We start from the raw sequence: 22334 nt of genomic DNA on the forward strand, positions 1-22334 counted from the left end.
ATGCCCGGAGGCCCTTGTGGATCGCCCCAGACCTCTCGCGCGCCGGCCCCTCGTCGCGTTGCTCACCGTGATTGCCCTCGCCGCGACCGGAATGACCGCGGCGTCCACGTCGGCCGCCCGCGCGGCCGACGTGGACGCCGTCAGGAACGGCGGCTTCGAAGCCGGCCTCGACGGCTGGAGCTGTACGGCCGGGACGACCGTGAACTCACCTGTTCACAGCGGAAGTTCGGCGCTCGAGGCGACCCCGGCCGGTGCGGACAACGCCCGTTGCACGCAGACCGTCACCGTGAAACCGGACTCCCAGTACACCCTCTCCGGCCAGGTCCGCGGCAGCTACGTCCACCTCGGGGCGAGCGGCACGGGCACCACCGACGTCTCCACCTGGGCCCAGTCCGCCCCCGACTGGCAACGGCTCACCACCACCTTCCGCACCGGCCCCTCCACCACCCGCGTCACGATCCACACCCACGGCTGGTACGGCACCGGCACCTACCACGCCGACGACATCACCCTCGTCGGCCCGGGCGGCGAGACCGGGCAGCCGCCCGCCCCGCCCACCGGTCTGCGGACGGGCACCGTCACCTCGACCAGCGTGGCCCTGTCCTGGTCGCCGGCCGCGGGCGCCACCGGCTACGCGGTCTACCGCGACGGCGCCAGGGTCCAGAGCGTCAGCGGCACGTCGGCCACCGTGTCCGGACTGTCGCCGAGGACGGCCTACGCCTTCCAGGTCGCGGCCGTGAACGACGCCGGGGAGTCGGCCCGTTCGGCCACCGTGACGGCGACGACGGGTGAACCCGACTCGGGCGGCGGTCCCTCCGGCCTCCCGCCGCACGCGCTGGTCGGCTACCTCCACGCGAGCTTCGCCAACGGCTCCGGCTACACCCGTCTCGCCGACGTCCCCGACAGCTGGGACGTCATCGACCTGGCCTTCGGCGAGCCGACCACCGTCACCTCCGGCGACATCCGCTTCGACCGCTGTCCCGCCTCGGAGTGCCCCGGCGTGGAGAGCGACGCCGAGTTCAAGGCGGCCGTCAGGGCCAAGCAGGCGGCAGGGAAGAAGGTGCTGATCTCCATCGGTGGTCAGAACGGCCAGGTGCGGCTCACCACCGCCGCCGCCCGCGACATGTTCGTCACCTCCGTCTCGAGGATCATCGACGAGTACGGACTCGACGGCCTGGACATCGACTTCGAGGGTCACTCGCTCTCCCTGGACGCCGACGACACGGACTTCAGGAATCCGAAGACCCCGGTGATCGTCAACCTGATCTCCGCGCTGAAGACCCTCAAAGCGAAGTACGGGGACGACTTCGTGCTGACGATGGCCCCGGAGACCTTCTTCGTCCAGCTCGGATACCAGTACTACGGCACCGGCAAGTGGGGCGGGCAGGACCCGAGGGCGGGCGCGTACCTGCCGGTCATCCACGCCCTGCGCGACGAACTGACCCTGCTGCACGTCCAGGACTACAACTCCGGACCGGTCATGGGCCTCGACAACCAGTACCACTCCATGGGCGGCGCCGACTTCCACATCGCGATGACCGACATGCTGCTCACCGGCTTCCCGGTCGCGGGCGACGCCGACCACGTCTTCCCGCCGCTGCGCGCCGACCAGGTCGCCATCGGGATGCCGGCCACCACCCACGCGGGCAACGGTCACGTCTCCCCGGCCGAGGTCACCAGGACACTGGACTGCCTGACCAAACGGACGAACTGCGGCTCGTACGCGACGCACGGCACGTGGCCGGCGCTGCGCGGGCTGATGACCTGGTCGGTCAACTGGGACCGATTCGGCGGCTGGGAGTTCCAGCGGACCTTCGACTCCTACTTCGGCTGACGACCAGCCACACACCGATGAGCAGGACCGCGCCGAGGCACCAACTGGCCGCCACGTCCAGCGGCCAGTGGTAGCCCCGGCGCACCAACCCGTACGAGGCGCCCAGGACCAGGGCGCCACAGAGCACGACCAGTCCACGGCGCACGGCCGGCGACCCGAGCAGCGGAAGGAGCAGCAGCGTCGCCGCGCCGTACGCCACGACGGCGGTGGCGGTATGGCCGGAGGGGTAGTAGCCGACGGCCGGGGGCACGGCCGGGGTGCCCGGGCGGTCGGTCCACTCCTTCAACGGCGCGACCAGCACCGGCACCAGCACCATCGCGAGGGCCCCGGCGAGGGGCGGCAGCCACCAGCGGTCATGGCCGCGCGCCCGCCCGCGCCACGCGACGAACGCCAGGGCGAGGGCCAGGAGGGGTACGGCCACCTGAATGTTGCCGATGTCCGCGAGCAGTTCGGAGGCCCGGTCCGGACGGACGAGTTCCGCGCTCAGCCGTTCGTCGAGATCCACCAGCGGCCCGTCCGCGACGACCTGCCACGTGATCAGCGCGAAGAGGAGCAGGGGCGGTCCGAGCAGCAACATGCCGTCCAGCTTCGCAGGCCGGCGAGGTCCCGTGGCCTCACCGCCCGTGAAACATCTCCCGCGCGCGGTCGGAGGCGGAGGCCGGGGTCCGACGGGCGCTGTCCGACTGCGAGCGGAGCCTGCATCCCGCCCACCCCGCATCCGGGAGGCCCGCGTCCTGCCGGCCCGCGTCACCGGCCCGGAAACCCGGCACGTGAACGCCGAAGGGCCGGCGCAAGGGGGGGTGTGCGTCGGCCCTTCGGGGAACGGCGTGCCGTGTGTGGTGCCCGGACGGCCGTCCGGACCGGAACGTCGCGCGCCCCGGGGGGTTTGGGGCGGGCGACCGTCCGATCGTGAGGAGACCCGAAGCCCGCGGGCCCCGGTTGTGTGTGCGCGAGGGCACGACCAGGTCGAAGCTGGGGAGGCCTCGGCCCGGTCCGCCCACAGTCCCCTGTGGGCGGGGTGTATCTCTCATCCGGGTAGAAATCTACGGCAGGGGGTGGCCCCGCGACAGGGTCCACGGGCACCTGACATCCACCCCGCACACGTTCTTCACACGCTCTGCCGCTCGCCGGCCCGGCGGCCCGGGGCGGGCGGCTCACCTGCCCCGATGCGGGCTCAGATGCGCGCGAACGCCTGCTCGATGATGTCCAGGCCCTCGTTCAGCAGGTCCTCGCCGATGACCAGCGGGGGCAGGAAGCGCAGCACGTTGCCGTAGGTGCCACAGGTCAGGACCAGCAGGCCCTCCTGGTGGCAGGCCTTGGCCAGCGCGGCGGTCGCCTCCGCGTTCGGCTCCTTGGTGGCGCGGTCCTTCACCAGCTCGATGGCGATCATCGCGCCGCGGCCGCGGACGTCGCCGATGATGTCGAACTTCTCGGCCATGGCGGTGAGGCGGGTCTTCATGACCGTCTCGATGTCCTTCGCCCTGGCGTTGAGGTCGAGCTCCTTCATCGTCTCGATGGCGCCGAGCGCGCCCGCGCAGGCGACCGGGTTGCCGCCGTAGGTGCCGCCCAGGCCGCCCGCGTGCGCGGCGTCCATGATCTCCGCGCGGCCCGTGACGGCGGCCAGCGGCAGACCGCCCGCGATGCCCTTCGCCGTGGTGATCAGATCGGGGACGATGCCCTCGTCCTCACAGGCGAACCACTGGCCGGTGCGGCAGAAGCCGGACTGGATCTCGTCGGCGACGAAGACGATGCCGTTGTCCCGGGCGAACGAGCTGATCGCGGGCAGGAAGCCCTTGGCCGGCTCGATGAAGCCGCCCTCGCCGAGCACCGGCTCGATGATGATCGCGGCCACGTTCTCGGCGCCGACCTGCTTGGAGATCTGGTCGATGGCCTGCGCGGCGGCCTCCGGGCCCGCGTTCTCCGGGCCGGTCGGCCAGCGGTAGCCGTAGGCGACCGGGACGCGGTACACCTCGGGCGCGAACGGGCCGAAGCCGTGCTTGTACGGCATGTTCTTCGCGGTCAGCGCCATGGTGAGGTTGGTGCGGCCGTGGTAGCCGTGGTCGAAGACGACGACCGCCTGCCGCTTGGTGTACGCACGCGCGATCTTGACGGCGTTCTCGACGGCCTCGGCGCCGCTGTTGAACAGCGCGGACTTCTTGGCGTGGTCGCCCGGGGTCAGCTCCGCGAGCGCCTCGGCCACGGCCACGTAGCCCTCGTACGGCGTGACCATGAAACAGGTGTGCGTGAAGTCGGCGAGCTGGGCGGAGGCCCGGCGTACGACGGCCTCGGCCGAGGCGCCGACGGAGGTCACGGCGATGCCGGAGCCGAAGTCGATCAGACGGTTGCCGTCGACGTCCTCGATGATCCCGCCGCCCGCGCGCGCGGTGAACACGGGCAGCACGGACCCCACGCCCTGCGCGACCACGGCGGAGCGGCGGGCCTGCAGCTCCTGCGACTTCGGGCCGGGGATGGCGGTGACGACGCGGCGCTCCTGCGGAAGTGCGGTCATGCGGGGCTCCTGGGGGATGTAACGGACGCTTCTACGGTCTCTTCCCGCAGGCTAGGACGGCCGGAGGTGGCTGGGCATGCTCCATGTGGGCGTTGTCCGGGGTCCGCCGTTGTCCGTGATGGACATAGCGGGGGAGGGGCTCCCGCGCGCGTCCGCGGGGGGCCACCGCGTACGGACGGCCGCGTAAGCGGTGGACTGCGCCTGTCGGAGCGTTAGATTGACTCGCTGATGGCGGATGGAGCGGCTGCTCAGGGGGCAAGGGCGATGGACAGCGACGGTACCCAGGACGCACGGGGCACGCATGCCCACCCCGTACCGCGCCCGGCGGGACCACCGGACGTGCCGACGGCGCCGCCCCGGCCGAGCCGGGCGCCCGGCGTGCCACCCGCACCCGACCGGGCTCCCCGCCCCGCGTCCGCCGTCGCCGCCTGGCTCGACGCGGCGAGGCCGGACACCCGCCCCGGGATCTGGCGCCACGGCTACCAGCCGCCGAAGCAGGCCCCGGAAAGGCTCGCGCCGGTCACGCTCGCCGGCATGCTGGTCCCGCTCGCCCTCGCGGCGCTCGTCTGGTCGCTCTGGCAGCGCGGCGTCACCTCGTACCAGATGGCGCCCCTGCGGGCCTTCACACCGGACGACTGGTGGTGGGCCGGCACCGTCGCCTCACCCAAGGTGTTCGAGGGGCAGGCGGTGCCGGCCCCGGGGGCGGAGGCCCTCGTGGTCTACGAGGGAGTCTCCTTCGCGGTGCTGGCCGTCACGGTGGCCGTGCTGGGCAGCTGGCGCGCCATCGTCCGCCACTACGTGGCCCGCAGGCCCCAGCCGGCACGTGCCCTGATCGCCGGCCTCCTCGCCCTGGTCGTCCTCAGCTTCGTCTTCCCCGGCGCCTTCCCGCTCGTCGGATGGTCCCCGGCACCGGTCGTCGACCCGCTGCTCTCGCTGACCGTGCTGGTCACCGACGGGTACGAGCTGATGGCCTCCTCCTTCTTCACGAACACGCTGTACGCGGTCGTCACGCTGCTGGTGGTCTGGCCGTTCGCCCGACTCGGAGGCTGGGTTCCGTACGCGAGGCGGCTGCTCGCCGCGCGCCGGACCGACGCCGCTCCGAGCGCCTCCGGGCCCGGCCGCCCCCGCTCCCAGTGGCCGGCGCTGCGCGAGGCGGGCCAGGAGGAGGCCGCGGACCTGCTCACCGCCGAGGTGGCCGGCGGCCGCATGAACGACGTCGACTGCACCCGCATCGAGCACGCCTTCGCCCTCGCCCGCCGCAGTGGCACGCCGGGCGTCTTCCGTGACACCGTCCTGCGGCAGGCGGGCGCGGCCTTGACCCACCCCTCCGGGGCCCGGGACCTGCCGCGCCGGACCGCCCCGCACGACCTGCTCGCCGGGCAGGTGCGGATCGGCAGCTGGGTCGCTGCCGAACGCACCCCGCAGCCGTACCGCGGCGCCGGGGCGGCCCTCGGCCCCGACGTGCTCGGCACCTCGCTGCTCGCCGTCGGGCCCTCCGGATCCGGCAAGACCCGCTCCCTCGTCGAGCCGGTGACCGAGGCGCTCGCCCTGCAGGCGCTCGCCGGGCGCTGTGCCGTGGTCGCCGTCTCCGCGGCCGGGAGCCAGCTCTGCACGGACGACGCCTTCGACGTGATCGTGCGGATCGGTGACCCGTCCTCGGTGCACGACCTCGACCCGTACGCCGAGTCCGAGGATCCGGACGAGGCGGCCGCCGTCCTCGCCGAGGCGCTGGCGGGGGACCTCGACACGGTCGGCACACAGAGCGCCGCCACGACGCTGGCGCAGCTGCTCGGCCCGTTCCGTGCGGTGCACGGCCGCTTCCCCACCCTGCCGGAGCTGCGCGAACTGCTGGAGGGCGAGGAGGGGGCGCTGACACCGCTGCGGGAGGCGCTCGTCGCGAGCGGGGACGACGTCATGCGCCGTGAACTCGACGCGCGCGCCCGGCAGACGGGCGCCCCGGGTGACACGGGCCGGACCCTCGCCGACCGGCTGGCCCTGCTGAACCGGCCGGTCTTCGCGGACTTCTTCGGCGGTGGCGGCCCGGCCCGGCCGTTCTCCCTGCGGGCGATCGCCCACCACCCCCTGCGGGTACGGATCGACCTGCCCGAGCGCGGGCACGAGGAGGCCTGCCGGCTGATCACCCGGCTGGTCCTCGCGCAGTTCCACACCGTCGTGAGGGACGGGCGGCGTACGCACTTCGCCTGCCTGGTCCTGGACGACGCGACCGGCACGGTCACCGCGGAGTCGGTGCGCCGCATCCAGCGGCTGCGCTCGCAGAACGCGGGCGTGCTGCTCGCCCTGCGCACCGTCGCCGACGTCCCCGAGGCGCTGCACGGCCCGCTCTACGGAGCGGTGGGCTGCCGCATGGCGTTCTCCGGGGTGACCACCTGGGACGGCAACCGGTTCGCGCAGACCTGGGGCACCGAGTGGGTGGAGACCACGGAGGTCGCCAAGCACACGGTCTTCGCCGACCAGCCGATGACCCGTGCCCTGCACGCGCTGCGCAAGCTGGTGACGGGCAAGGCGGTCACGACGGACGCGGTCACCGTGCGGCAGGTCGAGCGGGAGCGCTGGTCGGCCTCCGAACTCGCGCACGCGGTGCCGGCGGGGCACGCGGTGCTGTCGTTGACGGACGTCGAGGGTGAGCACGCGCCCCCGCTGCTGGTGGACCTGCGGGGGTGAGCGGCCGGGGCGGCCGCTGACCGTACGGTGAGGCAGAATCGACACAGGTCGTTCATACGCCGCGGCCAAAAGATCACCGTGCTCTCACCCATCCGTCGCAGACCGAAGGCTCAAGGCCCCGATGCCCCCGACGCTCGCCTCGCTCGTCCACCACACCGCGCTCAAGCTGACCGTGCGCGCGGGCGAGGACCGCCTCGACGTGCCCGTGCGCTGGGCGCACGCCAGCGAACTCGCCGACCCGGTGCCGTACATGGAGGGCGGGGAGCTGCTGCTGATCACCGCCCTCAAGCTCGACGCGGAGGACCGGGAGGCGATGCGCCGGTACGTGAAGCGGCTGGTGGGAGCGGGCGTCGTCGGGCTCGGCTTCGCCGTCGGGGTGCACTACGAGGACATCCCCGACGCCCTCGTCGAGGCGGCACGCGCGGAGGGCCTGCCGCTGCTGGAGGTGCCGCGCCGCACCCCGTTCCTCGCGATCAGCAAGGCCGTGTCCGCCGCCATCGCCGCCGACCAGTACCGCGCGGTGACCGCGGGCTTCGCCGCCCAGCGGGAGCTGACGAAGCAGACACTGAGCGACGGCCCGGAGGGCCTGCTCGCCGCACTCGCCGCCCAGGTCGACGGGTGGGCCGCGCTCTACGACGCCTCGGGCGCCGTGGTCGCCGCGGCGCCGGACTGGGCCGGCCGGCGCGCCGCGCGGCTCACCGCGGACGTGACCCGGCTGCGGGACCGGCCCGCGCCCGCCTCCTCGGTCGTGGCGGGACCGGAGCACGAGGACCGGGTGGAACTGCACTCCCTCGGCACGGGCCGGCGCCCCCGGGCGGCGCTCGCCGTCGGCACGGCCGCCGCCCTCGGCACCGCCGAGCGGTACGCCGTCCACTCCGCCATCGCCCTGCTCACCCTCACCACGGAGCGCTCCCGCTCGCTGCACGCCGCCGAACAGCGCATCGGCGCCGCCGTGCTGCGCATGCTGCTCGCCGGGGAGCCGGACCACGCCCGCGCGGTCGCCGGGGACCTGTACGGCGGCCTCCTCGACGCGCCCTTCCGGATCATCGTCGCCGTCGGGAGCGGGGAGGCGGACGGGGATGCCCTCGGCGCCCTCGCCGAGACCGCGGAGGCCGCCGCCGCCCGCTCCGGCGAGGCCGTCCTGGTCGTGCCGGAGGGCGAGCGGCTGGTCGTCCTCGCCGCCGACGGGGGCGCCGCCGTGGCCGCCTGCTGCGACCACGCCGCCGCCCAGGAGGCGGCCCGCAAGGCCGACGACGCCGACCTGGTGGCCGGACTGTCCGCGCCGGCCGGCCCGACCGCCGCGTCCGCCGCGTACAAGCAGGCCGAGCAGGCGCTCTCGGTGGCCCGGCGCAGGGGCAGGGTGCTGGTCGAGCACGAGCACCTGGCCGCGGGGTCCGTGCTGCCGCTGCTCGCCGACGACGCGGTCTGGGCGTTCGCCGACGGGCTGCTGCGCGCGCTGCGCGAGCACGACGCCACCGGCCGCGGCGACCTGGTCGCGTCCCTGCGGGCCTGGCTCTCCCGGCACGGCCAGTGGGACGCCGCGGCAGCCGACCTCGGCGTCCACCGCCACACCCTGCGCTACCGCATGCGCCGGGTCGAGGAGATCCTCGGCCGCTCCCTGGACGACCCGGACGTCCGTATGGAGCTGTGGCTGGCCCTCAAGGCCACGGCCTCCGAGAACGGCTGAGCGGCGCCCGGCCGGGGGCCCGGCCCTTCCCACCGGCCACGCACGGGTGGCGAACCACGGGCCCCGCGCCGCATCCGGCGCCCAGCCCGCGTCCCGGTGACCGGGTCCGGCCCTCCCGCGGGCCGCGTGCCGGTGTTCACCGCGAGGTCGGGGGGCGGGCGGGCCCGGTCGACGACCGCGGTCCGGGTGGCCGGGTGCGTCACGGAGCGGGTCGCGGACCGGTGCCCGAGCCCTTTGCGCCGATGCGGCACACTCCCGTCCGGCACCCGTACGCACCGGACAAGCGCCCGCCCGGCGGCGCCCCCCTACCGTGGACCCACACACCCATGTACACCCCTACGCGGAAGGGCCGGGACTCCACATGACTTCCACCCACGCCTTCTGGCTCGCCGGCCGCCAGGCCACCGGCGAGGCCGCCTTCGACGTCACCTCCCCCTGGGACGGCCGGGTCGTCGGCACGGTGAGCGTGCCGACCGAGGCCCAGGTCGAGGAGGCCGTGGCCGCCGCGTACGCGGTACGGGACGAGTTCGCCGCCACTCCCGCCCACGTCCGGGCCGCCGCCCTGGACCACGTCAGCCGGCGCCTCGCCGAGCGCACCGAGGAGATCGCCCGGCTGATCTCCGCAGAGAACGGCAAGCCGATGAAGTGGGCCCGCGGCGAGGTCGGTCGTGCCGTCTCCGTGTTCCGCTTCGCCTCGGAGGAGGCCCGCCGCTTCAACGGCGGCGAGGCCCAGCGCCTGGACACCGACGCGGGTGGCCAGGGGCGGCTCGCGCTCACCCGCCGCTTCCCCAAGGGTGTCGTCCTCGGCATCGCGCCGTTCAACTTCCCGCTGAACCTGTGCGCCCACAAGATCGCCCCGGCGATCGCCGCCGGTGCCCCGATCGTCCTGAAGCCGGCGCCCGCCACGCCCCTGTCCGGGCTGATCCTCGGCGAGCTGCTGGCCGAGACCGAGCTGCCCGCCGGGGCCTGGAGCATCCTCCCGGTCCCCAACGACCGCATGCCCGCCCTCGTCCGGGACGAGCGGCTGCCGGTGATCTCCTTCACCGGCTCGGAGAAGGTCGGCTACGCGATCATGGACTCGGTGCCGCGCAAGCACTGCACCCTGGAGCTCGGCGGCAACGGCGCGGCCGTCGTCCTCGCCGACTGGGCGAGCGACGAGGACCTGGACCGGGCCGCCGCCCGCATCGCGACCTTCTCCAACTACCAGGGCGGCCAGTCCTGCATCTCCGTGCAGCGCGTGATCGCCGACGCGTCGGTGTACGACCGGCTGCTGCCGCGCATCGTCGCCGCCGTCGAGGCGCAGGTCACCGGTGACCCGAACGACGAAGCGACCGATGTCGGCCCGCTGGTCGGCGAGGACGCCGCGCAGCGCGTCGAGGCGTGGGTGCAGGAGGCCGTGGAGGCGGGCGCCACCCTCCTCACCGGCGGCAAGCGCGACGGCGCCTCCTACGCGCCGACCGTGCTGACCGACGTGCCGGCCGAGGCGACGCTCTCCTGCGAGGAGGTCTTCGGGCCCGTGCTGACCGTGCAGAAGGTGGACGGCGAGGACGCGGCCTTCGCCGCCGTCAACGACTCCAAGTACGGCCTCCAGGCGGGTGTGTTCACCCACGACCTGCAGATCGCCTTCCGGGCCCACCGCGCCCTGGAGGTCGGCGGTGTCGTCATCGGTGACGTGCCCTCCTACCGCGCCGACCAGATGCCGTACGGCGGCGCCAAGCAGTCCGGTGTGGGCCGTGAGGGCGTGCGGTTCGCGATGGAGGACTACACCTACGAGCGCGTGCTGGTCCTCACCGGCCTCGCCCTGTAAGCCGCACGCGAAGGGGCCCGGCACCGGACGTCCCGGTGCCGGGCCCTTCTGTGTGCCGGGCCCCTTCCAAACCCTCAGCCGGAGAAGCCGGCCCGCGCGAGCCGCAGCGGGCCGCGCAGCCGGAGCCGTATGTCGTGCACGCCCTCGACGGCGGCGAAGGACGCACGGAGCGTGGTGCAGTCGTACGGCCCCGAGGCGGGCTCCTTCGCTCGGCGACGACCAGCCCGAAGACCTCGGGATCCTCCTCGGCAACCTTGACGCCGTCGGCGGCGACCTGCACGTGGCGCCCCGTCCCCAGGTGCCTGAGGAGGTGACCGTCCCGTGCGGTTCCAGCCGGACCGTCTCCGGCACGACCCAGCCGCCCGGCTGGTCGGCGGAGGCGCGTACGTACCCGTCCTCGGCGACCGAGAGGTAGCGGCCGTCGGGCGCCCGGAGGGTGAGCACGCCCTCGCCCCCGTCGGCCAGGGCCAGTTCGGTGCCGGCCGTCCGGGCGGTGAGAGGCGGCAGATCGGTACGGCCCGCGAGCAGCGCCGGGTCGAGGGCGTCCTCGGCGCCGCGCGCCGTCCCGGGGGTGTCGGGCGCCGGCGGCACGTGCAGGAACGCACCGGCGGAGGTCTTCAGCAGCACGCGGTCCACGCCTTCGGCGAACTCCACGCGGTCGGCGCCGAACCGCTCGCGCAGACCCTCCAGCGGGGTGGAGCGGTGGATCAGGCTGCCGCTGTACCAGTCGAGCTTGCACTCGTCGGCGAGCAGTCCGACGACCGCGACGCGGGTGTCCGGTGCGAGCGGCAGCGTAGCGTCGTTCTTGAGCAGGACGACCGCCTGCTCGGCGGCCTCCCGCGCGAGCGCCCGGTGTTCGGGGGTGTCGAAGGCCTGCTCCCCGGCGCAGGGGTCCGCGCCCGGGTCGAACTCGCCCGACCCACCGCGTCCACCTGTGGACTTCCACCGGCGCCGAGCCGCTCGACCTGGTCGCCGGAGAAGACCGCGTCCTCACGCTGAAGACGCGGTGACCCCCGTGCAGTTCGGCTTCGAGAGCCCTCCGAGGGGTTCCATAACGCGGTACAGGGGCCGGGGCGGGAGTTCCGGAGCGGTGACCGGCGCGGCTACGTTTTCGGCGATCACCGCTGGAGCGCGTCCGCGAGAACCGTTCGCCCGCCCCGCGTTCGCGGGCGCGCTCCGGGTCAGGCACGTCCCGTCCTTCCGCCCCCACCGAGGAGACCGAGGAACCCGCCATGACACCATCCGCACCCGACGAACCCGGCGCCGAGCGCCGGATCAGCCGCAAGAGCCTGCTCAGGGCGGCCGTCGCCGCCGGCGCCGCCGTCCCGCTGCTCGCGACGGGCACGGTGGCGCTCGCCAGGGACGCAGGCACCCAGGGACGGGACCTCACCCCGACACCGTTCTGCGACGACGGCGACGACCCCACGATTCCCCAGATGGAGGGCCCCTACTTCAAGCCGAACTCCCCACTGCGCGCCAATCTGGTGACCCCGGGCACCCCGGGCACCCCGCTCACCGTCAGCGGCTACGTCTTCGGCCGGAACTGCGTCCCGCTGCGCGGGGTCCTGCTCGACTTCTGGCAGGCGGACAACGCGGGCGCCTACGACAACGTCGGATACACCTTCCGCGGACACCAGTTCACCGACGCCTCAGGCGCCTTCACCCTGCGGACGATCGTGCCCGGTCTCTATCCGGGACGCACCCGGCACCTTCACGTCAAGGCCCAGGCGCCCGGCGAACCCGTCCTGACCACCCAGCTCTACTTCCCGGGCGAGCCCCGCAACAGCACGGACACCATCTTCGACCCGGCGCTGCTGATGAACGTCCGCAGCGCCGGCGGCGGCAAGGAAGCCACCTTCGACTTCGTCCTGAACGTGCAGGGCGACCCCACCGACCCGCCCACCGACCCGCCTACCGATCCGCCGAGCGGCAGCTGGGCGCCCGGCCGTGCCTACAGCGCCGGCGACAGGGTCACGCACAGTGGCGCCGGATACCGCTGCCTCCAGGCGCACACGTCCATGACGGGCTGGGAGCCCCCCAACGTTCCCGCCCTGTGGCGCCGCGAGTAGGAGCACCGCGGTTCGCGGACGGGGCGGGCCCACGGTTCCCGGACCGGCAGGCTCGCCCGTCCCCCGGGACCAGCGGGGCGCGGCGTGGCGCGCGGCTCGGCGAGGAGCGCGCCGGGCAGGTCCCGGAGCACCGCGCCGCCGGGACTCGCGGGCCGAAGCCGGAGGGGGAGGGACGGGTGGTCACGCTGCACGGGCGCCGGACCGGAGCTCGCCCGGACGGTCAGCTCCGGCAGGAGCAGGACGACCTCGTCGCCGCCCCGCCCGTCGAGCTTGGCGACGAGCTGCTCCACGGCGTGCCGGCCCATCTCCTGCGCCGGGACGGCCACGGACGTCAGCCGCACCGAGGCCTGGACGGCGACCTGTTCGGGGCAGACCGCGACGACGGAGACGTCCTCGGGCACGGCACGGCCCTGCTGCCGCAGCAGGGCCGGCAGCGGTTCGACCGCCGACTCGTTCTGCACGACGAAGCCCGTGGTGCCGGGACGCTCGTCCAGGATGCGGGCCAGCGTCACGGCCGTCGCGTCGTACCCGCCCTCGCACGGACGGTGCAGCAGCCGCAGCCCCAGCTCCCGTGCGCGGGTGCGCAGTCCGTCCAGGGTGCGCTCGGCGAAGCCGGTGTGCCGTGTCGACGCAGGTCAGTCCGGTGGTGTCGGCGGGCAGTCCGATCAGCACCGCCGGCTGGTCGGTCTCGCGGAGCAGGGGCAGCCGCTCGTCGTCGAGTTCGACGTCCATGAGGATCATGCCGTCGGCGAGTCCGCTGCCCGCGACACGGCGCACCGCGTCCGGGCCCTCCTCGCCGGTGAGCAGCAGCACGTCGTACCCGTGGGTGCGGGCGGTGGTGGCCACCGCGATGGCGATCTCCGTCATCACCGGCACGTGGATGTCCGTACGCAGGGGGATCATCAGCGCGACGATGTTGGACCTGCTGCCGGCCAGGGCGCGGGCCCCGGCGTTCGGGTGGTACCCGAGCTCGCGGATGCTCCGTTCGACCCGCTGCCGGGTGGTGGCGGAGAGGGACCGCTTGCCGCTGAGGACATAGCTCACCGTGCTCGCCGAGACTCGGGCGTCTGGGCGACCTCGGCCAGGGTGACCATCCACGTTCTCCCAGTGTGTGAAGCGCTTCGACGGATGCTTCGCCCTCGCGCCGAGCGGGCGACGGGCGCCCCCGCTGGACCGTCCCTCAGCGGCGGATGATGCCGAGCCCCAGGGCCGCGGCGACCGCGGCGGTGCGCGAGTCGACGCCGAGTTTGGCGTAGATGTGGGCCAGGTGCGACTTGACCGTGGCCTGGGTGAGGTGCAGCCGCTCGCTGACACGCTGGTTCGACAGCCCCTCGGCGACCAGGGTGAGCACCTCCGTCTCGCGGCGGGTCAGTGAGCTGTGCGGCGCGCGCAGGCGGTTCATCAGCCGGTCGGCGACCGCCGGCGCGAGGGTGGTGCGTCCCGCGGCGGCGGTGCGTACCGCGGCGGCCAGTTCCTCGGGCGGGGCGTCCTTGAGCAGGTACCCGGTGGCCCCGGCCTCGATGGCCGGGAGGGTGTCCGCGTCCGTGTCGTACGTGGTGACGATCAGCACCCGGGGCGCGCCCGGGCGGGCGGTGATGGCCGCGGTGGCCTGCGACCCGTTCATGCCGCCGCCGAACTGCAGGTCCATCAGCACCACGTCGGTCCCGCCGGCCGCGGCGAGTTCCACGGCCCGCTCGGCGGTGGCGGCCTCGGCGACGATGGTGAAGCCGGGCTCGGTCTCCAGCACCGCGCGCAGCCCGGCCCGCACCACCGGGTGGTCGTCGGCGATCAGGATGCGGATGGGGTGGTCGTTCACTCGTGCCTGCTCTCGTGCGGGGTGCCGACGCCGCCGTCCGCGGCGTCCCGGTCCGGTGCCCCGACCGGGAACCGTGCCGACAGGGCGGTGCCGCGGCCCGGGGACGACTCCAGGACGAGGGAGCCGCCGAGGGAGCGGGCCCGGGCCCGCATCGCGGCGATGCCGAACCCGCCCGCGGCCGGGTCCGGCGCCGGAAGCCGCCCGGGGTCGAACCCGGTGCCGTCGTCGACCACGTCGAGCCGCACGGCGTCGCCGGCGTGGGTCAGGGTGACCTCGCCGGTGGTGGCGCGGGCGTGGCGGACGGTGTTGGACAGCGCGGACTGGGCGATGCGCAGCAGGGCCACCTCGACGGCGGTCGGCAGGGAACGCGGCGGTCCGGCGCGGTGGAAGCGGACGGTGACGGGGTGCTGGGCACTCGTGGTGGCGCACAGCCGCTCCAGGGCGCCCGCCAGCGTGGTGCCCTCCAGCGCGGGCGGGGTGAGGGCGGCGACGAACCGGCGGGCCTCGGCGAGATTGCCGACGGCCGCCTGCCGGGCCTGCACGACGTGCGCGGCGGCGGCCTCCGGGCGGTCGGGCAGGGCACGTTCGGCGGCGCGCAGCAGCAACTGGATGCTCGACAGCCCCTGGGCGAGGGTGTCGTGGATCTCGCGGGCCAGCCGCTCACGCTCGGCCAGCACACCCGCGGTGTGCTGCGCGGCGGCCAGATCGGCGCGGGTGACGGTGAGCTCCTCGATCAGGCGGCGCCGCCCCTCGCTCTCCCGGTACAGGGCCTGGTAGCCCCACACCACCGCCACGGCGACGGCCGCGCCGAGCGCGGGCCCGATGGCCAGGGCCGGGGAGAATCCGCCCCGGTGCGCGGCGAACGCGGTGACCGCGGCGACGGCCGTGCCCGTGACCGCGAGCAGCCCGCCGCGCCGCGACAGCAGGTGCAGCTGGAGGAAGTACAGCGGGAAGGCCAGCCACACCCCGTCCGGGCTGAGCGCCAGCAACAGCAGCCAGACCGAGCCGAGCGCCGCCAGCCACCACGCGGCGGCGCGGCGGGAGGCGGCGACGGCCGGGGTGAGCGGCCCGACCGCGTACACCACCGCCACGGCGGCACACACGCCGGTCACGGCCCCCGCGTGCGCCGTGTCCCCGGTCAGTGCCCGCACGGCGGTCAGCGCGAGCAGACCCGCCACGAGCAGGTGCAGAGACCGGGCCAGGGCCCGGGTGGTCGGAGTGAGGCTGTTCATCACCCCCCACCCTACGGAAAATGTGCATACCGGGCATCGATCAAAAGGTGGAGACGCCCACCGACCCTTTGATTCCCAAAGTCCCCTCCTGGGTGCGATGCCCGCTGCCCGTGCCGGGCGCGACGGTGGGGGCACACCGTTTCCGCCGATCGCAGGGGCAGGTCAGCACATGTTCGTCGCCTGGAGGGATCTCACGTTCGCCAAGGGGCGCTTCGCCTTGATGGGCGCCGTGGTCGTCCTGATCACGCTGCTGGTCGGCCTCCTCTCCGGGCTGACGGCCGGGCTCGCCCGGCAGAACGTCTCCGCCGTCACCGGGCTGCCCGCCGACCGGATCGCCTTCGCCGCTCCCGCCGCCGGCCAGGATCTCTCGTACGCCGACTCCGTCGTCACCGAGCGCCAGTGGCGGCAGTGGGCGAACACCCCCGGCGTCACCCGCGCCGAGCCGCTCGGCATCACCACCACCCGGGCGAACGCCGGTGAGCGCGCCGCCGGCGTCTCCGTCTTCGGCGTCCTGCCGGGCTCCTCCCTGGCCCCCGCCGGCGACCGGATCGGCGACGGCACGGTGGTCGTGTCGGCCGCCGCGGCCGAAGGACTCGGCGTCGCCGCGGGTGACTCCGTCACCCTCGCCGGCCGGGAGCTGACCGTCGCCGCGACGCGCGGGGACGCCTCCTTCAGCCACACCCCTGTCGTCTGGGCCTCCCTGGCCACCTGGACGTCCCTCGCCCCGCCCGCCGGTGCCCGCGGCGGCGCTCCCACCGCGACCGTCATCGCCCTCGACACCGCCCGGGACGCCGACCTCGCGGCCGGCGACCGCGCCGCCGGCACCAGGACCGTCACCAAGGACGCGTCCCTCGCCGCGATCGGCTCCTACACCTCCGAGAACGGCTCCCTGCAGCTCATGCGCGGCTTCCTGTTCGCGATCTCCGCCCTGGTCGTCGGCGCCTTCTTCACCGTGTGGACCATCCAGCGCAGCGGTGACGTCGCCGTACTGAAGGCCCTGGGCGCCCCCACGCGCCGCCTGCTGGCGGACGCCCTCGGCCAGGCCCTGGTGCTGCTGACCGGCGGGACCCTGGCCGGCACCGCCCTCGCCGCCGCGATCGGCGCGGCCGTCTCGGGATCCGACATCCCCTTCGCCCTGACCCCCGCGACGGTCCTCGCCCCCGCCGCCGTGACGATCGTCCTCGGCGCGCTCGGGGCCGCCCTGTCCATCCGCCGCATCACCTCCGTCGACCCGCTGACCGCCCTGGGGAGCGCCCGATGAGCCTCGAACTGACCGACGTCACCCTCACCTACCCCGACGGCGACACCCGTCTGACCGCCCTCGACCGGGTCACCCTCGACGTCCCCCGGGGCACCGTCACGGCCGTCGTCGGGCCGTCCGGCTCCGGCAAGTCCAGCCTGCTCGCCGTCGCCGCCACCCTCGTCACCCCCGACTCCGGCACCGTCACCGTCGACGGCACCCCGACGGCCGGCCTGAGCCGGAGCGACCTCACCGAACTGCGCCGCCGCAGCATCGGCATCGTCTTCCAGCAGCCCAACCTGCTGCCCGCCCTCACCGCCGCCGAACAGCTCCAGGTCATGGCCGGGATCGACGGCCGCTCGCCGGGCCGGGCCCGCGGCCGGGCCCTGGAACTGCTCGACGCCGTCGGCCTCGCCGGCCAGGCGGGCCGCCGCCCCCACCAGCTCTCCGGCGGGCAGCGCCAACGGGTGAACATCGCCCGCGCCCTGATGAACGACCCCACCGTCCTGCTGGTCGACGAACCCACGAGCGCCCTCGACCACGAACGCGGTGCCGCCGTGATGGACCTGCTCACCCGGCTCACCCACCGGCGCGCCACCGCCACCGTTCTGGTCACCCACGACCGCGCCCTGCTCACCTCCGTCGACCGGATCGCCGAGGTGCGCGACGGCCGCCTCACCCTGACGGCGCCCGCCCGCTGAGGCGGGCGTGTCGGCCGAACGGACGCACGAAGGGTGGCAGGGCCGCTACGAATCGGGTACATACGAACGGGTAGCACCAGTCAGTGACGAACGTATGACTCCACCGATTCGCGGCGAGGTGAGCCTCATGTCCGCAGTACCCGAGTCTCCGTCCCGGCCCACGGTCACCGAACGGGAGGCCCGCGAGGTCGCGGAGGCCGCCCGGGAACAGGACTGGCGCAAGCCCAGCTTCGCCAAGGAACTGTTTCTCGGCCGCTTCCGGCTCGACCTGATCCACCCGCACCCCCTCCCCGCCGACGAGGACGCCCAGCGCGGTGAGGAGTTCCTCGCCAAACTCCGCGACTTCTGCGAGACGAAGATCGACGGGGCCACGATCGAGCGCGAGGCGCGCATCCCCGACGAGGTGATCACCGGGCTGAAGGAGCTCGGCTCCCTCGGCATGAAGATCGACACCAAGTACGGCGGCCTCGGCCTCACCCAGGTCTACTACAACAAGGCCCTCGCCCTGGTCGGCTCCGCCAGCCCGGCGATCGGCGCCCTGCTCTCCGCGCACCAGTCGATCGGCGTCCCGCAGCCTCTGAAGATCTTCGGCACGCGGGAGCAGCGGGAGACCTTCCTGCCGCGCTGCGCCCGCACCGACATCTCCGCCTTCCTGCTCACCGAGCCCGATGTGGGCTCCGACCCGGCCCGGCTCGCCACCACCGCCGTACCCGAAGGCGACGACTACGTGCTCGACGGCGTGAAGCTGTGGACCACCAACGGCGTGGTCGCCGACCTCCTCGTGGTCATGGCCCGGGTGCCGAAGTCCGAGGGCCACCGCGGCGGCATCACCGCCTTCGTCGTGGAGGCCGGCTCCGAGGGCATCACCGTCGAGAACCGCAACGCCTTCATGGGCCTGCGCGGACTCGAGAACGGCGTCACCCGCTTCCACCGCGTCCGCGTCCCCGCCTCCCACCGCATCGGCGAGGAGGGCCAGGGCCTCAAGATCGCCCTCACCACGCTCAACACCGGACGGCTGTCGCTGCCCGCGATGTGCGTCGGCTCCGGCAAGTGGTGCCTGAAGATCGCCCGCGAGTGGTCGGCGGCCCGCGAGCAGTGGGGCAAGCCCGTCGCGCTGCACGAAGCCGTCGGCTCCAAGATCGCGTTCATCGCGGCGACCACCTTCGCGCTGGAAGCCGTCGTGGACCTGTCCTCGCAGATGGCCGACGAGAACCGCAACGACATCCGCATCGAGGCCGCCCTCGCCAAGCTGTACGGCTCGGAGATGGCCTGTCTGATGGCCGACGAACTGGTCCAGATCCGCGGCGGACGCGGCTTCGAGACCGCCGACTCCCTCCGCGCACGCGGCGAACGCGCGGTCCCCGCCGAGCAGATGCTGCGCGACCTGCGCATCAACCGGATCTTCGAGGGCTCCACCGAGATCATGCACCTGCTGATCGCACGCGAGGCCGTGGACGCCCACCTCTCGGTCGCCGGCGACCTGATCGACCCGGAGAAGTCACTGGGCGACAAGGCGAAGGCGGGCGCGGGCGCGGGCGTCTTCTACGCCAAGTGGCTGCCGAGACTCGTCGCCGGACCGGGACAGCTCCCCGGCTCCTACAGCGAGTTCAAGCACGGGGTCGACCTGTCCCCGCACCTGCGCTACGTCGAGCGCACCTCCCGCAAGCTGGCCCGCTCCACCTTCTACGCCATGTCCCGCTGGCAGGGGAGGATGGAGACCAAGCAGGGCTTCCTGGGCCGGATCGTCGACATCGGCGCCGAGCTGTTCGCGATGAGCGCCGCCTGCGTCCGCGCGGAACTCCTGCGCCGCCGCGGCGACCACGGCCGCGAGGCCTATCAGCTCGCCGACGCCTTCTGCCGGCAGGCCCGCATCCGCGTCGAGGAGCTCTTCGGCCGGCTGTGGACCAACACCGACGACCTCGACCGCAAGGTCGTCAAGGGCGTGCTCTCCGGCACCTACGAGTGGCTCGAGCAGGGCGTCGTCGACCCCTCCGGCGACGGCCCCTGGATCGCGGACGCCACCCCGGGACCGTCGCGGCGGGAGAACGTGCACCGTCCGATCCGCTGACCCGCCGGGACGCGAGGGGCGGCCGGACCGGCGGTCCGGCCGCCGCCCTCCCCGCAGAGGAACACACGCCCCGACCGCCGGGGCGGGGCCCCGGCGGTGGCCGGGACCCGACACAATGGGGTCCATGACCGACGCTCCAGCTCCGCTCGCCGATCCCCACCTGGTGTACGACCCCCTGGTGGGAGACGGCCCGAAGGACGTGGTGATCCTCGGCTCCACCGGGTCGATCGGCACCCAGGCCATCGACCTCGTGCTGCGCAACCCCGGCCGGTTCCGCGTCACCGCCCTGTCCGCCAACGGCGGCCGGGTCGCCCTCCTCGCCGAGCAGGCCCGCCGGCTGCGGGTGCGCAAGGTCGCCGTCGCCCGCGAGGACGTCGTACCGGCGCTGCGCGAGGCGCTGTCCGCGCAGTACGACGCGGGGGAGCCGCTGCCCGAGATCCTGGCCGGACCCGACGCGGCCACGCAGATCGCCGCTTCCGACTGCCACACCGTCCTCAACGGCATCACCGGCTCCATCGGACTCGCCCCGACCCTCGCCGCCCTGGAGGCGGGCCGCACCCTCGCGCTCGCCAACAAGGAGTCGCTCATCGTCGGCGGCCCGCTGGTCAAGGCGCTCGCGAAGCCCGGCCAGATCATCCCGGTCGACTCCGAGCACGCCGCGCTCTTCCAGGCGCTCGCCGCCGGCACCCGTGCCGATGTCCGGAGGCTCGTCGTCACCGCTTCCGGCGGCCCCTTCCGCGGCCGTACCAGGGAGCAGCTGGCGGACGTCACCGTCGAGGACGCCCTCGCCCACCCCACCTGGGCCATGGGCCCGGTCATCACGATCAACTCCGCGACCCTCGTCAACAAGGGACTGGAAGTCATCGAGGCGCACCTGCTCTACGACATTCCCTTCGACCGCATTGAGGTCGTCGTGCACCCGCAGTCGTATGTCCACTCGATGGTTGAGTTCACGGACGGATCGACACTGGCCCAGGCGACGCCCCCCGACATGCGCGGGCCCATCGCCATCGGCCTCGGCTGGCCCGAACGGGTCCCCGACGCGGCCCCGGTCTTCGACTGGAGCAAGGCGTCCACCTGGGAGTTCTTCCCTCTCGACAACGAGGCGTTCCCCTCGGTGAACCTCGCCCGGCACGTCGGTGAGCTCGCGGGGACCGCCCCGGCGGTGTTCAATGCGGCGAACGAGGAGTGCGTCGAGGCCTTCCGGGCCGGTGTGCTGCCGTATCTCGGGATCATGGAGACCGTCACCCGGGTGGTCGAGGAACACGGCACCCCGGCGACGGGAACCTCACTGACCGTGCCGGACGTCCTCGAAGCGGAGACCTGGGCCCGCAGGAGGGCCCGCGAACTGACAGTACGGACGGCGAGCGCGGAGGCGCGTGCATGACGACCCTGATGTTCATCCTCGGCATAGTCGTCTTCGCGGCCGGCCTGCTGTTCTCGATCGCCTGGCACGAGCTGGGACACCTCTCCACCGCCAAGATGTTCGGCATCCGGGTGCCCCAGTACATGGTCGGCTTCGGCCCGACCCTCTGGTCGCGGAACCGGGGCGAGACCGAGTACGGCGTCAAGGCGATCCCGTTCGGCGGCTACATCCGCATGATCGGCATGTTCCCGCCCGGCCCCGACGGCCGTCTCGAGGCCCGTTCCACCTCGCCGTGGCGCGGCATGATCGAGGACGCCCGCTCCGCCGCCTTCGAGGAGCTCAGGCCCGGCGACGAGAAGCGCCTGTTCTACACGCGCAAGCCGTGGAAACGGGTCGTCGTGATGTTCGCGGGCCCGTTCATGAACCTGATCCTCGCGGTCGTGCTGTTCCTCATCGTGCTGATGGGCTTCGGCGTCCAGCAGCAGACCACGACGGTGAGTTCGGTCTCGCAGTGCGTGATCTCGCAGACCGAGAACCGCGACGACTGCAGGAAGTCCGACCCCCGGTCCCCGGCCGACGCCGCGGGCATGAAGGCCGGCGACAGGATCGTCGCCTTCGCCGGCGTCCGCACCGACGACTGGGGCACCCTCTCCGACCTGATCCGCGACAGCGCCGGCAAGAGCGTGCCGATCGTCGTCGACCGCGACGGCCGGGAGGTGCCCCTCCAGGCGAAGATCGCCACCAACATGGTCGCCAAGAAGGACGGCAACGGCGCCTACGTCGAGGGCGAGTACGTCAAGGCGGGCTTCCTCGGCTTCAGCGCGGCCACCGGTGTCGTCAGGCAGGACTTCGGCGACTCCGTGACCTGGATGACCGACCGGGTCGGCGACGCCGTCGACTCCCTGGCCGCCCTGCCGTCCAAGATCCCCGCCCTGTGGGACGCCGCCTTCGGCGACGGGCCACGGGAACCCGACTCCCCGATGGGCGTCGTCGGCGCCGCCCGGGTCGGTGGTGAGATCGCCACGCTCGAGATCCCCGCCTCGCAGCAGATGGCCATGTTCGTGATGCTGCTCGCGGGCTTCAACCTCTCCCTGTTCCTCTTCAACATGCTTCCGCTGCTGCCGCTCGACGGCGGGCACATCGCGGGCGCGCTGTGGGAGTCGCTGCGCCGCAACCTCGCCAGGGTGCTGCGCAGGCCCGACCCGGGACCGTTCGACGTGGCGAAGCTGATGCCGGTGGCCTACGTGGTGGCCGGGATCTTCGTCTGCTTCACCATCCTCGTCCTGATCGCGGACGTCGTGAACCCGGTACGGATCTCGTAGA

14 protein-coding genes and 2 pseudogenes are annotated in these 22334 nt (G+C 73.6%); 10 read left to right on the plus strand and 6 right to left on the minus strand.

Annotation, left to right across the window (positions count from 1 at the left end; translation table 11 throughout):
* Nucleotides 1–16 precede the first annotated feature (16 nt).
* Nucleotides 17–1834 carry a chitinase gene (locus BU52_RS14040; protein WP_037933412.1) on the plus strand — a complete coding sequence of 606 codons (1818 nt, stop codon included), beginning with the start codon at nt 17–19 and terminating at the stop codon, nt 1832–1834.
* Here BU52_RS14040 and BU52_RS14045 read toward each other — a convergent pair.
* Together BU52_RS14045 and gabT are read right to left on the minus strand one after the other, a co-directional pair.
* Nucleotides 1773–2411 carry a phosphatase PAP2 family protein gene (locus BU52_RS14045; RefSeq protein ID WP_037933415.1) on the minus strand — a complete coding sequence of 213 codons (639 nt, stop codon included), beginning with the start codon at nt 2409–2411 and terminating at the stop codon, nt 1773–1775. The two genes, BU52_RS14040 and BU52_RS14045, sit on opposite strands and share 62 nt — an antisense overlap.
* A gap of 597 nt (nt 2412–3008) precedes the next feature.
* On the minus strand, nt 3009–4343 hold the full coding sequence (gene gabT, locus BU52_RS14050; RefSeq protein WP_037933416.1) for a 4-aminobutyrate--2-oxoglutarate transaminase: 1335 nt from the start codon (nt 4341–4343) through the stop codon (nt 3009–3011).
* 264 nt (nt 4344–4607) lie between these two features.
* On the opposite strand from gabT, the gene BU52_RS14055 reads away from it, so the two are divergent.
* From BU52_RS14055 to BU52_RS14065, 3 genes are all read left to right on the plus strand, one after another.
* On the plus strand, nt 4608–7025 hold the full coding sequence (locus BU52_RS14055) for a hypothetical protein (protein ID WP_037933420.1): 2418 nt from the start codon (nt 4608–4610) through the stop codon (nt 7023–7025).
* Nucleotides 7026–7146: 121 nt separating this feature from the next.
* Nucleotides 7147–8712: a PucR family transcriptional regulator gene (locus BU52_RS14060; RefSeq protein WP_037933423.1), complete on the plus strand. Its 1566-nt coding sequence runs from the start codon at nt 7147–7149 to the stop codon at nt 8710–8712.
* Nucleotides 8713–9073: 361 nt separating this feature from the next.
* Complete coding sequence (locus tag BU52_RS14065; protein WP_037933426.1) at nt 9074–10519, plus strand: aldehyde dehydrogenase family protein; 1446 nt, start codon at nt 9074–9076, stop codon at nt 10517–10519.
* A 163-nt stretch (nt 10520–10682) separates the two neighbouring features.
* On the opposite strand, the pseudogene BU52_RS36295 reads toward BU52_RS14065, so the two are convergent.
* A pseudogene (locus tag BU52_RS36295) lies at nt 10683–11434 on the minus strand (glycoside hydrolase family 3 C-terminal domain-containing protein); the annotation flags it as partial.
* A 317-nt stretch (nt 11435–11751) separates the two neighbouring features.
* Between BU52_RS36295 and BU52_RS14075 the strand changes: the two are divergent.
* A complete protein-coding gene (locus BU52_RS14075; protein WP_037933432.1) occupies nt 11752–12588 on the plus strand; it encodes a dioxygenase family protein in 837 nt (278 codons plus the stop codon).
* 191 nt (nt 12589–12779) lie between these two features.
* Here BU52_RS14075 and BU52_RS33520 read toward each other — a convergent pair.
* The 3 genes and pseudogenes from BU52_RS33520 to BU52_RS14090 all read right to left on the minus strand — a co-directional run.
* Nucleotides 12780–13682, minus strand: a pseudogene (locus tag BU52_RS33520) (LacI family DNA-binding transcriptional regulator); the annotation flags it as partial.
* Nucleotides 13683–13768: 86 nt separating this feature from the next.
* Nucleotides 13769–14404: a response regulator gene (locus tag BU52_RS14085; protein ID WP_037933438.1), complete on the minus strand. Its 636-nt coding sequence runs from the start codon at nt 14402–14404 to the stop codon at nt 13769–13771.
* A complete protein-coding gene (locus BU52_RS14090; protein ID WP_051858178.1) occupies nt 14401–15636 on the minus strand; it encodes a sensor histidine kinase in 1236 nt (411 codons plus the stop codon). Before BU52_RS14090 ends, BU52_RS14085 begins: the two co-directional genes overlap by 4 nt.
* Nucleotides 15637–15805: 169 nt before the next feature.
* Here BU52_RS14090 and BU52_RS14095 point away from each other — a divergent pair, with 169 nt between their 5' ends.
* The 5 genes from BU52_RS14095 (at nt 15806) to BU52_RS14115 (ending at nt 22333) form a co-directional block, all read left to right on the plus strand.
* The gene (locus tag BU52_RS14095) at nt 15806–16897 is read left to right on the plus strand and encodes an ABC transporter permease (RefSeq protein ID WP_037933442.1); all 1092 of its coding nucleotides are present in this window, start codon (nt 15806–15808) and stop codon (nt 16895–16897) included.
* Complete coding sequence (locus BU52_RS14100) at nt 16894–17577, plus strand: ABC transporter ATP-binding protein (protein ID WP_037933443.1); 684 nt, start codon at nt 16894–16896, stop codon at nt 17575–17577. Before BU52_RS14095 ends, BU52_RS14100 begins: the two co-directional genes overlap by 4 nt.
* A gap of 127 nt (nt 17578–17704) precedes the next feature.
* Nucleotides 17705–19645: an acyl-CoA dehydrogenase family protein gene (locus tag BU52_RS14105; RefSeq protein WP_037933445.1), complete on the plus strand. Its 1941-nt coding sequence runs from the start codon at nt 17705–17707 to the stop codon at nt 19643–19645.
* Nucleotides 19646–19769: 124 nt separating this feature from the next.
* A complete protein-coding gene (gene dxr / locus BU52_RS14110; protein ID WP_037933503.1) occupies nt 19770–21032 on the plus strand; it encodes a 1-deoxy-D-xylulose-5-phosphate reductoisomerase in 1263 nt (420 codons plus the stop codon).
* Between the two features lie 8 nt (nt 21033–21040).
* Complete coding sequence (locus BU52_RS14115) at nt 21041–22333, plus strand: M50 family metallopeptidase (RefSeq protein ID WP_200881188.1); 1293 nt, start codon at nt 21041–21043, stop codon at nt 22331–22333.
* Nucleotide 22334: the final 1 nt, after the last annotated feature.

Origin of the sequence: Streptomyces toyocaensis (genome assembly GCF_000725125.1) — a bacterium.
Classification (GTDB): Bacteria; Actinomycetota; Actinomycetes; order Streptomycetales; family Streptomycetaceae; genus Streptomyces; species Streptomyces toyocaensis.